Source organism: Halomonas salipaludis, assembly GCF_002286975.1.
GTDB classification, from domain to species: domain Bacteria; phylum Pseudomonadota; class Gammaproteobacteria; order Pseudomonadales; family Halomonadaceae; genus Franzmannia; species Franzmannia salipaludis.
The window spans coordinates 499,376-512,463 of the sequence record NZ_NSKB01000005.1 but is presented as its reverse complement, the minus strand read 5'-3'; the positions used below and the strand labels follow the sequence as shown (position 1 = coordinate 512,463).

Below are 13,088 nucleotides of genomic sequence, written 5' to 3'. Positions count from 1 at the left end.
CAGGCGAAAATCATGGATCAGGCGCTAGCGGCCCGCGCGGCGGCCATCTCGGCAGCCAGGTTGAGTGCTACCCTGAGGCTGCCGCCATCGGCGCGACCGCTGGCGGCGAGATCGAGGGCGGTGCCGTGGTCCACCGAGGTGCGCACGATCGGCAGGCCCAGGGTGAGATTGGCACCGCGACCGAAGCCGGCGTACTTGAGTACCGCCAGACCCTGGTCATGATACATCGCCAGCACCGCATCGACGCCGGCCAGATGGCGCGGCGTAAACAGGGTGTCGGCGGGCAGCGGGCCATCCAGGGTCAGCCCTTCGCCACGTAGCGCCTCCAGGGTCGGGGTGATCACCTCGAGCTCTTCGCGCCCCAGGTGGCCATCCTCGCCGGCGTGGGGGTTGAGTCCGCACACCGCGATACGCGGTCGGGCGATACCGAAATCACACCGCAGGTCGTGGTCGAGAATCCGCAGCACCCGGCCAAGTGACGCCGGGGTAATGGCATCGGCCACGTCGCGCAGTGGCAGATGGGTGGTGGCCAGCGCCACCCGCAGCCCAGGGTCGCCCTGCCAGCCAGGCTGTCGGGCATGCAGCGCATCGTCGGTGGCCAGCATCATCACCACCTCGTCGATGCCGCAGGCGTCGCGCAGGTACTCGGTATGGCCCGTGAACTGCGTCCACCCGGCCTCGATGATCACGCCCTTGTGCAGCGGTGCGGTGACCATCGCGGCCGCGCGCCCCGCGCGGCAAGCAGCAATCGCCACATCGAGACACTCGAGCACATGGCCGGCATTGGCCAGCGATAGTGTGCCGGCCTGGCAGGGCGACCGGAGGGCGACCGGCCAGAGCGATAGCCGCCCCGGGGCCATCTGCGGTGCCTCGCCATCGGCCAGGGCCACCACCTCGACCGCCAGGTCGAGCTGCGCGGCACGCTGGCGGAACAGCTCGGGATCGCCGATCGCCAGCCACGGCCGCCCCACCTCGGCACCGTTGGCGGCCAGCCCAAGGATCAGGTCGGGACCAATGCCAGCGGGCTCGCCGGCGGTGATCACCAGCGGGCGCATGCTTACAGCCGTACCTCGACGAAGGCATCGGCGCGAATTTCCTGCAGCCAGATATCCAGCTCGTCGTTGGCCTTGCGCTGGAACAGCGCCTGGCGCGCCCGGTCGCGCTGATTCTGGCCGCCAGCCGACTGGCCACTCTGTTCGCGATCGAGCAGCTTGACGATGTGGAAGCCACTGGGGCTGCGCAGCGGCTGGCTGAACTCGCCGACCTCGAGCTGCGGCACCACCTCGGCAAATACGCTGGGCACCTCGCCGGCTTCGCGCCAGCCGATTTCGCCACCGTCGAGAGCCTGCCCACCGTCGGACTCGGCGGCAGCCAATTGTGCGAAGTCGGCGCCGGCCTGCAGCTCACCGCGCAGCCGCTGGATGGTCTGCTGCGCCTCACTGACCTGGTCGCTGGTCGGCGACTGCGGCAGCGCCACCAGGATATGCGCCAGGCGGTAGCGCACCCCCTGGGTGGCACCCTGCTGGTCGAGGTGGCGATCCACCTCGCGCTCGCTGACGTTGACCCGGCTGCCTACCTGGCGCTGCTGCAGCTCGCGCATGATCAGCTCGCGTCGCACTTCCTCGCGCACCGACGCCAGGGTCAGGCCGTCCGCCTCAACCGCATCGGCGAACTGGTCGAGGGTCATGTTGTTGCTCTCGGCGATCGAGCGCACCGCTCGGTTGAGCTCAGTGTCGTCGACGCTGAGGTTGGCACTGCGCGCCATCTGCAGCTGGATCTCTTCATTGATCATCTGCTCCAGCACCTGGCGCCGCAGCGTCTGGTCGGGGGGCGAGTCGATGCCGCGACCGGTGAGCTGGCTGCGCGCCTGCTCTACCCGCTGCTCGAGCTCGCTGGCCATGATCGCACCCTGGTTGACCACCGCCACGATTCGGTCGAGCGGCTGAATCGACTGAGCCCAGGCGGCCGGCGCCAGTAACAGCAGGCCGATGGCCAGCATCAGCCAGCTTGTCACCGCGTGCCGCGGGGAGGAATGTCGACTGCGCATAGCTACCTCATCTACTCTCATCATTGACTCTCTGCTCGGCGTCCCACTCGCAGGCGGGACACGATGTATCCACGCGCCGTTGCCAGGACAACGGCGGCGGCATTAGAACTGGGTCGGCCGATAGCCGGGGATCGCCTCTTCGAAATAGCTGTCCGCATCGCGCCCAACGCCCCCCAGGCCCTTGAATACGAAGCGCAGGAAGATACCGCGATCAGTGAAATCATCGTCGATCCTCGCCGTATCATTGTCGTCGACCCATTCACGCCACACCAGCTGCAGTCCGTAGCAGCAGTCGTTCCACTGCACCCCGGCCAGCTGTTCCAGGGCCCGGCTGTTGGTATGGTCGTACGTGAAACGTCCGATCACGTCCACGCGCGGGCTGATGCGATAGGCACCGGAGACATCGTACTCCTCACGGTTGTAATCGAGCCGGTCCTCTTCATCCAGCGATGGATCGAACCCTTCGAGTTCCCAGCGGTAGCCTAGGTTCAACACATGGCCGCGCGGATCGCGATAGCGCAGATCCACCGAGTTGCGCTCGGTGAGACGCCGCTGCTCATCGTAAAGCAGCTCGTAGCCGGCACTCCAGCGGTCGGTGACCTGCCAGTCCAGTCGGGTGACCACCGGCGAGCGGTCGCGAACCGCATTGTAGCGCCGCTCGAAACTCCTCTCGGGGGGCAGGGTGTCGGGATCGCCATTCATGTCGATGGTGCGATCATCGAAGTAGGTGGCCTGCCCGACGCCCAGCGAGAAGCGCTCACGGCCGCTGTCATCGGCCAGGAAGCGAGTGCTGACGCCATAGGAGAGGCGATTGAGATCACCGACCCGATCCGCCCCGGAGAATCGGTGCGGCGACCACAACTGGTTCCAGGAGAAGGCCCGCTCATTGGTGTCGAAATCGGGAAAATCGCTCTGATCCCGGGCTGGCACGTAGGCGTAGTTGAGGCGCGGCTCCAGGGTCTGGCGATAGCCGTTGCCGCGCACGTCGAGCTCACGCTCGAAGATCAGGCCGGCGTCCACCGAGGTGACCGGCACGGTGCGTGTCAGACTGGTATCGCGGTCGGTCTGGCGATCGCCATAGTCGACCTCGTAGGCGGTGTGCAGCATCTCCACCCGCGGCTCGAGAAACCCCCAGCTCGGCTCGCCCCGCCAGCCGAATGCCGGCGAGAGATGCACGCGCCCGCCGGTCGCCGACTCACGCAGCGGCACGCGGGTTTCATCCACATCGCGCCAGAAGTAGGTGGCATTGGAGCGCCACTGTTGATAGAGCCCGTTATCCTGGCGCCAGGTCGCATTGGCGGTCAGGCTGGGCAGCCGATAGAAGGGCTTGTCGCGATCGCGTAGCGGGTCCTCCAGCTTCTGGAAGCCCTGGGCACGCGCCTCGAGCCGCCACAGGCTGCCGCGATAGTCGAGCTGCGCCAGGCGCGGCATGTTCTCGGTCTCCTGCTCGCCGAAGTCGCCGCCATAATCCTCAAAGTAGCGGCCATCGCTGGCACCGCCGTAGCGCAGCTGGTAGCGCAGCTGGGGAGAGAAGCGGCCCTGATGCTGATAATCGATATACCAGCGATCCTCACCCTCGAAGCGCCGGCTGGGGTTGTCGGGGTCGCGCGCCGAGCCACCCTGATCATCGGCCAGGTAGGCGCCTTCGATCTGGCCTTCGTCGCTGTCGAACAGGTAGCGGAACTCCCCCCCCAGCAGCAGGCCGCGATCGGTGATCCAGCGCGGGGTCAGGGTGGCGTCGTAGTTGGGCGCGAGATTGAAGTAGTAGGGCTGGGCGTAGTCCAGCGAGTTGCTGGAGATCCCCAGGGTCGGCCAAAGAAAGCCGCTCTGGCGCCGGTCATCGATGGGAAAACGCACCCAGGGCCAGTAGAACACTGGCACGTCGGCCACCTCGAGCCGCGCGTGGCGCGCAGTGCCGAAGCCGCTCTCCTGGTCGAGAACCACATCGTTGCCGACCAGTTGCCAGAGGTTGTCACCGGGGTCGCAGGTGGTGAAGCTGGCCTCGGTCATCCGGTAGCGGCCGTCGTCGAGGCGCTCGAGGCGCTGCGCCCCGCCGCGCAAGCGCTGATCGTGCAACACGTAGTGGGCGGTATCGACCTCGGCCTGGTCATCGACCAGCGACAGCTCGGCGGCATCACCGCGCAGCAGCAGACCCTGGTCGCGCAGCGTCACCGGCCCCGAGGCGAAAGCGCGATCACGCTCGGCGTTGACCCTGACCCGGGGTGATTCTAGCTGGCTCTCGCCGCGGCGCAGCACCACCTCACCACCGAGGATCGTCTCACCATCCTCACCGTAGCTGGCATCGTCGGACTCCGAGCGCGCCTGTTCCGGGTTCGGCGCGGCCTCGATACGGTACTCGGGCATCACGTAGCGCCCACGGCACAGCGCATCGGCCGGGGCCTGCTCTCCCCACGGCTGCCAGTCGAGGCGATCGGCCGGAAGCGGCGGCGGTGGTGCGGCGTGGGCCGTCATGACCCACAGGCCGGAGCCGCTGGCGAGCCCGACCAGGGCAGTCCAGGAGAGTCGCTTGCCCATGTTTCTCGATGTCCTTGGCGAGTGAAATCGGTATTATACAGAGCGCGTTACGGCTGTCGCCCGCGACTGGCCCTGATCGCCGGTGGCGTTTGGCTCAGCATGCGGTGGCGCCCGCGGCCCGTCAACCGCTGGCACCGGCACGGCCCCTCGACCAGGAGTTTTCATGCCCCACACGCCTCGCCTCACCGCCCTGGCCAACTGGAGCGCGGCCCGCCACGGCCTAACGGCGGGCAGCATCGATCTGCAGTTGGCCGCCGGTGACGCCAGTTTTCGCCGCTACTACCGCCTGAGGCTGCCCGACGGCACCACGCGGATGCTGATGGACGCCCCGCCGACGCAGGAAGATAGTACCCCCTTCCTGCGCATCGCCGAGCAGTGGCGCGACGCCGGCCTGCCGGTGCCGAGTGTCCATGCGGCCGACCTCGAGCAGGGCTTCCTCGAGCTCGACGACCTCGGCGATGCCCCGCTCAATGCACAGCTCAGCGACACGGGCCAAGACACAGCTTATGAGGCCGCCGAGGCGCTGCTCGACGCACTGCAGAACCAGGCCCCGTTGGACGGCCTGCCGGCCTATGATGCCGCCCTGCTCGGCCGCGAGCTGGACCTGTTCCCCGACTGGTGCCTGGCCCGGGTGGTCGACCTCGCGCCACCGCCCCAGTGGCCGGCCTGGCGTCAGCGCTTGATCGAGATGGCGCTGGCCCAGCCGCGGGTCGCGGTGCATCGCGATTTCGACGCCATGAACCTGATGTGCCACCGCGAGCGGCTCTATGTCATCGACTTTCAGGACGCCGTGGCCGGGCCGCTCAGCTACGACCTGATCTCGCTGCTGCGCGGCCGCTACCGGCGCTTCGACCTGGACGATTTCGGGCGGCGCTGCGAGGCCTTTCGCCAGCGCGCCCTGGGTGACGGTCGCCTGCCCAGGGACGAGGGTGCCGAGGCGTTTCGCCGTCAGGTCGACGCCATGGCCGCCCAGCGCTGCCTCAAGGTGCTGGGTATCTTCTGCCGCCTCACCCTGCGCGACGGCAAGGCCGGCTACCTGGCACGCCTGCCGCACTTCGTGGCCCACCTCGAGGATAGCCTGGCGCCCCACGCCGAGTTCGCCATCCTCGCTGACTGGCTGCAGGGTCAGTTCGAGCCGGCGCTGACCCGCGCGCTGCAGGCACGCGGTGTCGAGGTAGCGTACCGATGAAGGCGATGATCCTGGCCGCCGGGTTCGGCACCCGCATGCGCCCCCTCACCGACCACTGCCCCAAGCCGCTGCTGCCGGTGGCCGGCAGGCCGCTGATCGCCCACCAGCTGGAGCGACTGGCGGCCGCGGGCATCGATGATATCGTGATCAACGTCAGCTACCGCGGTGAGCAGATCATCCAGGCGCTGGGCGACGGTAGCGACTATGGCGTGCGCATCGCCTGGAGCCGCGAGGAGGCGCCGCTGGAGACCGGTGGCGGCATTCGCCAGGCACTGCCGCTGCTCGGCGAGGCGCCGTTCCTACTGGTCAACGGTGATATCTGGTGCGATGCCGCGCTTGATACCATGCCGGCACTGGAGGGGGCCCTGGCGCACCTGTGGCTGGTCGACAACCCCGACCACCACCCGGCCGGCGACTTCCATCTCGATGCCCGTGGCGGCGTCCACGTCGAGGGCTCGCCACGCTTGACCTTCGCCGGTCTCAGCCTGCTCGACCCGGCGCTGGTCGCCGACCAGCCGCCGGGCGCTTTCGCCCTGGCGCCGCTGCTCAAGCGTGCCATGGATGCGGGCCAGGTGCGCGGCCACCACTACCGCGGCACCTGGGTCGATGTCGGCACGCCGGCGCGCCTTTATGCCCTCGACGCCCTTCTACGGGGCACGCCCTCCGCTCACTGAAACAGAAGGACCGCGATATGAAAGCCAGTGTCAAATGGACCGATGGTCGCCAGTTCGTTGCCGAGTCAGGCAGCGGTCACAGCGTGGTGATCGACGGCCCGCCGGACCACGGCGGCCGCAATACCGGCCCACGCCCAATGGAGATGCTGCTGATGGGCCTCGGCGCCTGCACCTCCTTCGACGTGCTGGAGATCCTCGAGAAGTCCCGCGCCCCGGTCAGCGACTGCGTTGCGACCATCGAGGCCGAGCGCGCCGACAGCGTGCCCAGCGTCTTCACCAGGATCCACGTGCACTTCACCGTCACCGGCCGCGGCCTCAAGGAAAAACAGGTGGAGCGTGCGGTGTCACTGTCCGCCGAGAAGTACTGCAGCGCTTCGATCATGCTGGCTCAAGGCGGGGTCGAGATCAGCCACGCCTATACCATCGTCGAGGAGTAAGGCAAGCGACCTGTCCCCAACGCTTCTCGCCGAGCCGCCGGTTAGATCCTGTAGACGCTCTGGGTCATGACCTTGGAGACCAGCCGCATACCCAGCTTGACCGGCAGCGGAAAACGCGCGCCGCCGGCCTCCAGCGCCCAGCGCTCGTGGTGCGCCTCGTCTTCGCGCATCTGCTCGAGGATCGCCCGCGAGCGGCGATCCGCCGCGGTTAGCTCGAGCAGGTGCTCGTCGAGGTGCCTGCCAACCTGCTCCTCGGTGGCGGCCACGAAGCCCAGGCTGACCCGGTCGCCCACTGCCCCAGCCATCGCTCCCAGGCCGAAGGAAGCGGCGTAGAACAGCGGGTTGAGCAGGCTGGTGCGGCCCTCCAGCTCCTGCAGGCGCGCATCGCACCAGGCCAGGTGATCGATCTCCTCCTGGGCGGCGCGCTCCATCTGCTCGCGGGTATCGGGCAACTTGGCGGTCAGGCCCTGGCCCTGATAGAGCGCCTGGGCGCACACCTCGCCGGTGTGATTGATGCGCATCAGACCCACCGTATGCTCGCGCTCGGCCTCGCTGAGCGACGCCTCGGGCAGCTCGCCGGCCGGCGACGGTCGCGCGGCCTGGGCGGCGTGCGGCACCAGCGTACGCAGCACGCTATCGAACTGGCCGATCCACTGGTCGGTGGTGGAGAGTTGGCGTGACATGGTGGATGCCTCCTGGCAGGAATGATGGCCTTGGCCACGCAGCAGACGGCCGCCCAAGGGCGGCCGTCCGTTACTGCAGTTACGAAAGGTATGCACCGATGCGTCGCAGCGCTTAGGGGGCGCGGAGCACGAGGCCCGTAGAGCGCCGGCTAGCCAGCCGGCCAAGTGAAGCGGCGACCGCCCATCAGGTGCATATGTATATGGTAGACCGTCTGGCCGCCATTTTCATTGCAGTTCATCACCACCCGATAGCCCTCCTCGGCAAATCCCAGCTGCTTGGCCAGCTTGGCGGCGACCAGCGGCAGGCGCCCGACCAGCGCCTGATCCTCCTCGGTGAGGTCATTGAGGGTGGCGATCGGCTTCTTGGGGATGATCAGGATATGCGTCGGGGCCTGGGGGTTGATGTCGTGGAAGGCCAGCACCTGATCGTCTTCATAGACGATATCGGCGGGCACCTCGCGCTCGATGATCTTACTGAACAGCGTAGACATGGACGACTCCTGGCAAAGGTTCGGTCAACGAAAGCGCCGCTGGGCGAGCAGGTGGCGCAACAGCGGGGCGAGAATCAGCTCCATGGCCAGCGGCATCCGCGAACCGGGCACCACCAGGGTGTGCGGGCGGCTCATGAAGGCGTCCTGAATCATCGCCAGCAGGTAGGGAAAATCCACCGCCGAGGGGTCGCGGAAGCGGATCACCACGAACGATTCGGCGTCGGTGGGAATGTCCTGCACCTCGAAGGGGTTGGAGGTATCCACGGTGGGTACGCGCTGGAAATTGATATGAGTGCGCGAGAACTGCGGCTGGATATAGCGCACATAGTCGTGCATACGCCCCAGGATGGTGTCGATCACCGCTTCCTGAGAGTAGCCGCGCAGCTTGGTATCGCGGTCGATCTTCTGAATCCACTCCAGGTTCATGGTCGGCGCGACCCCCACCAGCAGGTCGACATGGCGGGCGATATCCAGGTCGGCAGTAACCAGGCCACCGTGCAACCCTTCGTAGAACAGCAGGTCAGTGCCACAGGGCAGCGGCTGCCAGTCGGTGAAGGTGCCGACCTGATGGCCGGCCTCGACCATGCGCTTGTCTTCGGCGTGGATATAGTGCCGGTAGGTACCGGTACCCTGCTCGCCATACTCCTGCAGCAGCGTCTCGAGGCGATCGAGCAGGTTGGCCTCGACGGCGAAGTGCGACAGCTCGTCGGTGCGCTCCGGCTCCTCGCGAAACATCCGCGCCAGCTCATCGCGGGTATAGCGGTGGAAGGCATCACCGTCGACGAAGGCGGCATGCACATCCTCGCGGGCGAACATGCGCTCGAAGGTGCGCCGCACCGTGGTGGTCCCGGCCCCCGAGGAGCCGGTCACCGCGATCACCGGGTACTCGCGGGACATCAGTCGCGCCCCGCGCGGGAGTGACGGCGTAAGTGCCGGGTGGCAGCAATCATCATGGGCCTCTCCGGTTGTTGTTGTCAGCGGCAACTGGGGTGCCGACAAGCGAAGCGTTCAGGATGACGCCATTCATGCCTCGCGGGCAATGGCACGATAGGCGATATCGCGACGCAGCAGCAGCTCGGGCCAGTCGATGGCCGCCGCGCCGCGGTAGGCCAGATCCCGCGCCTGGGAGACGTTGTCGCCCAGCGCGGTGACACACAGCACCCGGCCGCCGCTGGTCACCACACGCCCCTCGGCGTCGTTGGCGGTGCCGGCGTGAAAGACCTTGCAGCCCGTTTGCTCGGCAGCCTCGAGGCCGTCGATCACGTCACCCTTGCGATACTCGCCCGGGTAGCCGCCGGCGGCCAGCACCACGCCCACCGCCGCACGCGGGTCCCACTCGCAGCGCGCCGTGTCCAGTTCGCCGCGGGTCGCGGCCAGGCACAGCGCCGCCAAATCGGACTGCAGGCGCAGCATGATCGGCTGGGTCTCGGGATCACCGAAGCGGCAGTTGTACTCGATCACCTTGGGGTTGCCCTCGGCGTCGATCATCAGGCCGGCATACAGGAAGCCCACATAGGGGTGGCCCTCGGCGGCCATGCCCTCGACGGTGGGGGCAATGACCTGCGCCATGATGCGCTCATAGACCGCCGGAGTGACCACCGGTGCCGGCGAGTAGGCCCCCATGCCGCCGGTGTTGGGGCCAGTATCGCCGTCGAAGGCGCGCTTGTGATCCTGGCTGGTGGCCATCGGCAGCACGTGCTTGCCGTCGACCATGACGATGAAGCTGGCCTCCTCGCCGTCGAGGAACTCCTCGATCACCACCCGCGCACCGGCATCGCCGAAGGCGTTGGCCTCGAGCATATCGCGGATCGCCGCCTCGGCCTCGGCCTCGCTCATGGCCACGATCACGCCCTTGCCGGCCGCCAGGCCGTCGGCCTTGATCACGATCGGCGCACCCTTCTCGGCCAGGTAGGCCAGCGCCGGGGTTATCTCGGTGAAGGTGGCGTACTCAGCCGTGGGAATCGCATGACGCGCCAGGAAGTCCTTGGTGAAGGACTTCGAACCCTCGAGCTGGGCGGCCGCCTGGCTGGGGCCGAAGATGGCCAGCCCAGCGGCCTGGAAGCGATCGACCACGCCCTCGACCAGCGGCGCCTCGGGGCCAACGATGGTCAGCTCGATGGCCTGCTGGCGGGCAAAGGCCTCGAGCCCGGCCAGATCATCGGCCGCCAACGTGACGTTTTCGAGCTTGGCCTCGCCGGCCGTACCGGCATTGCCCGGCGCCACGAAGACCCGCGCCACGGCGGGAGACTGGGCGACCTTCCAGGCCAGGGCATGTTCGCGGCCACCGCCGCCGATGATAAGAACCTTCATCTACAGACCTTGCTCGACAGATTGATACGCAGGATGGGAAAGATTTCGGGCCGACAGTATGCCAGAAGCCTGGCAGGCTGTCGGCCGCCATTACTCCTCGTCGTCTTTGCGCTGCTGGCCCTGGTTGATGGTCTGCTGCCAGAAGCGCATGTTCTCCTCGGCCAGTTCGCGCATCAGCTCCATCGGTGAGTGGCGCATGGCCTGCTGCCATTGATCCTGCATGCGCTGCTGCTGCTCCATCATCAGCCGCGTGCCCTGCTCCAGATAGCGCGCCAACGGCAGCGGCTGGGACATGGCATAGACCCGGATCAGCTGCTCCAGCAGGTCATTGGAGAACACCTCCGACTCGCCGCCAGCCTGCTCCTGCTCGATGATGATCGAAAGCAGAATGGTCCGCGTCAGATCCTCGCCGCTCTTGGCATCCTCGACGCGAAACGGCACTTCTTCGAGAATCAACCCACGCAGGTCCTCGAGGGTCACATAGCGGCTCTGCTCGGTATCGTAGAGACGGCGGTTGGCATACTTGCGAATCACGCGCACGGCGCTGCTCCTTTATCCATTGTTACGGGTATTGTGCACCGGCTGGCCAACCATGCAAACGAAACTCGCCCACGCTGGGGTAGACTACCGGCTGCCAGCCAGCCTCAATCAAGAGACACGATGAATCTGATACTGCTCGACGCCGACGAATGGCAGGCCGATGGCCAGGCGCACATCGGCGACCCGCGACGCCTGCGCCACCTGTGCGAGGTGCACCGCGCCAACCCCGGCGACGAACTGACCCTGGGCCGGCTCGGCGGCGGTATCGGCCGCGGCCGCCTGGCCCACCTCGACGCCGCGGGCGCCTGGTTCGAGTGCGATGCCCTCGACCAGCCGCCGCCTCCGGCGCTGGACATCGAATTGATCCTGGCCCTGCCGCGCCCGCGCATGCTGGCGCGCAGCCTGGAACACGTCACCGCACTGGGCGTCAAGCGCATCACCCTGCTGCATACGCGGCGCGTCGAGAAGAGCTACTGGCAGTCGCCGGAGTTGCACCCCGACAAGATCCATCAGCACCTGCTGCTGGGTCTCGAGCAAGCCCGCGACACCGTGCTGCCCGAGGTGCGCCTGGCGACCCGCTTCAAGCCCTTCGTCGAGGATTGCCTGGCCGATGACATCGCCGGCCGTCGGGCACTGCTGGCGCATCCCGGCATGCCAGCGGCCTGTCCGCGGGGCCTTGAAGAGCCCGCTACCCTGCTGGTCGGCCCCGAGGGCGGTTTCATCCCCTACGAGGTCGAGCAGCTGCTGGCCGCTGGCTGCGAGGGCATTCATCTCGGCCCACGCATCCTGCGCGTCGAGACCGCAGTGGTGGCACTGCTCGCGCGGCTCGGCTGACGGATGCGGCGGTCGATTCGGCCTAGCGGCGCTGCAGCCGCTCCAGCAGGCTGACGGTGGCGAAACCGTCCGGCACCAGCCCTTCGGCGCGCTGATAGCTGCGCAGCCCGCTGCGGGTATTGGGGCCGAACACGCCATCCGGGGTACCGGTATCGAAGCCGGCGGCGTTGAGGCGCTGCTGCAACTCACGCACCTGACTGCGGGTCAGCGGCTGCTCGCTGCGCGGCCAGCCCTGCACCACGCCGCTGCGCCCAGCGATCTGATCGGCCAGGGTGCCCACCGCCAGCGCATAGCTGGTGGCGTTGTTGTAGCGCAGGATCGCCCGATAGTTGGGGCCGACCAGGAACGCCGGGCCGTTGGCCCCCGCCGGCACCACCACCGCCGCCTCGCTGAACGCCGGCAGGCTGCCGCCGTCGACCGGGCGTACCCCACGCTCGGCCCACTCACGGCTGCCCAGGCGGGTATCGTCGGCCAGGGAGTAGTCGAAGTCGCTACCCAACTCGACCTCGACGCCCCACGGCTGGCCGCGCTGCCAGCCGGCCCGCGCCAGGTAGTTGGCGGTAGAGGCCATGACGTCGGGAATGCTGCCCCAGATATCGCGCCGCCCGTCGCCGTCGCCGTCCTCGGCGTAGGCCTCGAAGCTCGAGGGGATGAACTGGGTATGGCCCATGGCACCGGCCCAGGAACCGACCATCTGCTCGGGGGCGATATCGCCCTGCTCGATGATCCGCAGCGCCGCCATCAGCTCGCCGCGGGCGAAGCTCTGGCGGCGGCCATCGTAGCCCAGGGTGGCCAGCGCATCGATGGTCGAGAAGCTGCCGAAGTTGCCACCGTAGTTGCTCTCGATGCCCCAGATCGCCACCACGATCTCGGCCGGTACACCGTAGCGCTGCTCCATCTCGCGGGCGGTGTCGCGATGCTCGGCGAGCTTGGCGCGACCTTGGTTGATGCGCGTCGAGGAGACCGCAGTATCGAGATATTCCCAGATCGGCCGCACGAACTCCGGCTGCGACCGGTCGAGCTCGATGATGCGCGGCTGGTAGCGCACCTCGGCGAAGGCCTCGTCGAGCGTCGACTGGGAGATGCCTTCGCTGCGCGCATGGCGCTGGAAAGCTTCGATCCAGGCCGTGAAGCTGGCCGGACGCTCGGCGCCATTGTCCTCGGCAGCGCCACTCGATGTCGTAGCGCTAGTTTCAGCAGCCGCATCACTGGCCTGGGACTCGCTGTCATCTGCAGCCGCCGGCGGTGCCAAGCTGGCACCGGACTGGCAGCCGGCGAGCATGCTGAACACAAGAGAGGTAAATAAAAGCTTACGCATGGCAATCCCTGTCGGCGGTTCCGAAACACG

At 67.5% G+C, this 13,088-nt stretch carries 13 protein-coding genes; 4 read left to right on the top strand and 9 right to left on the bottom strand.

The genetic code is table 11. The annotated features are described in order from the left end of the window. Positions 1–17: 17 nt before the first annotated feature. The 3 genes from pdxA to CK498_RS15525 all read right to left on the bottom strand — a co-directional run bounded on the left by pdxA (position 18) and on the right by CK498_RS15525 (position 4,582). Complete coding sequence (gene pdxA / locus CK498_RS15535) at positions 18–1,055, bottom strand: 4-hydroxythreonine-4-phosphate dehydrogenase PdxA (RefSeq protein WP_095621745.1); 1,038 nt, start codon at positions 1,053–1,055, stop codon at positions 18–20. Positions 1,056–1,057: 2 nt separating this feature from the next. Then, on the bottom strand, positions 1,058–2,047 hold the full coding sequence (locus tag CK498_RS15530; RefSeq protein WP_095621744.1) for a peptidylprolyl isomerase: 990 nt from the start codon (positions 2,045–2,047) through the stop codon (positions 1,058–1,060). 102 nt (positions 2,048–2,149) lie between these two features. Further along, positions 2,150–4,582: an LPS-assembly protein LptD gene (locus tag CK498_RS15525; RefSeq protein WP_095621743.1), complete on the bottom strand. Its 2,433-nt coding sequence runs from the start codon at positions 4,580–4,582 to the stop codon at positions 2,150–2,152. 163 nt (positions 4,583–4,745) lie between these two features. Between CK498_RS15525 and CK498_RS15520 the strand changes: the two genes are divergently transcribed. From CK498_RS15520 to CK498_RS15510, 3 genes are read left to right on the top strand one after another with little or no spacing between them, the layout of a single operon-like run. Further along, positions 4,746–5,771, top strand: a complete 1,026-nt coding sequence (locus CK498_RS15520; RefSeq protein ID WP_095621742.1) for an aminoglycoside phosphotransferase family protein — start codon at positions 4,746–4,748, stop codon at positions 5,769–5,771. Further along, the gene (murU, locus tag CK498_RS15515; RefSeq protein WP_095621741.1) at positions 5,768–6,445 is read left to right on the top strand and encodes an N-acetylmuramate alpha-1-phosphate uridylyltransferase MurU; all 678 of its coding nucleotides are present in this window, start codon (positions 5,768–5,770) and stop codon (positions 6,443–6,445) included. The genes CK498_RS15520 and murU overlap by 4 nt, the downstream gene beginning before the upstream one ends. Positions 6,446–6,462: 17 nt before the next feature. After that, positions 6,463–6,882, top strand: coding sequence for an OsmC family protein (locus tag CK498_RS15510; RefSeq protein WP_095621740.1), 420 nt, complete (start codon positions 6,463–6,465; stop codon positions 6,880–6,882). Between the two features lie 41 nt (positions 6,883–6,923). Here CK498_RS15510 and coq7 read toward each other — a convergent pair whose 3' ends face one another. The 5 genes from coq7 to phaR all read right to left on the bottom strand — a co-directional run bounded on the left by coq7 (position 6,924) and on the right by phaR (position 10,906). Beyond that, complete coding sequence (gene coq7 / locus CK498_RS15505) at positions 6,924–7,565, bottom strand: 2-polyprenyl-3-methyl-6-methoxy-1,4-benzoquinone monooxygenase (RefSeq protein ID WP_095621739.1); 642 nt, start codon at positions 7,563–7,565, stop codon at positions 6,924–6,926. A gap of 149 nt (positions 7,566–7,714) precedes the next feature. Beyond that, positions 7,715–8,056: a histidine triad nucleotide-binding protein gene (locus CK498_RS15500; RefSeq protein ID WP_095621738.1), complete on the bottom strand. Its 342-nt coding sequence runs from the start codon at positions 8,054–8,056 to the stop codon at positions 7,715–7,717. Between the two features lie 24 nt (positions 8,057–8,080). Then, positions 8,081–8,953 (bottom strand): phosphoribulokinase, encoded by an 873-nt coding sequence (locus CK498_RS15495; RefSeq protein WP_095621737.1) that lies wholly within the window; start codon positions 8,951–8,953, stop codon positions 8,081–8,083. 126 nt (positions 8,954–9,079) lie between these two features. After that, positions 9,080–10,366 carry a phosphoribosylamine--glycine ligase gene (purD, locus tag CK498_RS15490; protein WP_095621736.1) on the bottom strand — a complete coding sequence of 429 codons (1,287 nt, stop codon included), beginning with the start codon at positions 10,364–10,366 and terminating at the stop codon, positions 9,080–9,082. Between the two features lie 90 nt (positions 10,367–10,456). Continuing rightward, positions 10,457–10,906, bottom strand: coding sequence for a polyhydroxyalkanoate synthesis repressor PhaR (gene phaR, locus CK498_RS15485; protein ID WP_095621735.1), 450 nt, complete (start codon positions 10,904–10,906; stop codon positions 10,457–10,459). 120 nt (positions 10,907–11,026) lie between these two features. Here phaR and CK498_RS15480 point away from each other — a divergent pair, with 120 nt between their 5' ends. Continuing rightward, positions 11,027–11,740, top strand: coding sequence for a 16S rRNA (uracil(1498)-N(3))-methyltransferase (locus CK498_RS15480; protein WP_095621734.1), 714 nt, complete (start codon positions 11,027–11,029; stop codon positions 11,738–11,740). 22 nt (positions 11,741–11,762) lie between these two features. Here CK498_RS15480 and CK498_RS15475 read toward each other — a convergent pair whose 3' ends face one another. Beyond that, on the bottom strand, positions 11,763–13,058 hold the full coding sequence (locus tag CK498_RS15475) for a lytic murein transglycosylase (RefSeq protein ID WP_095621733.1): 1,296 nt from the start codon (positions 13,056–13,058) through the stop codon (positions 11,763–11,765). Positions 13,059–13,088: the final 30 nt, after the last annotated feature.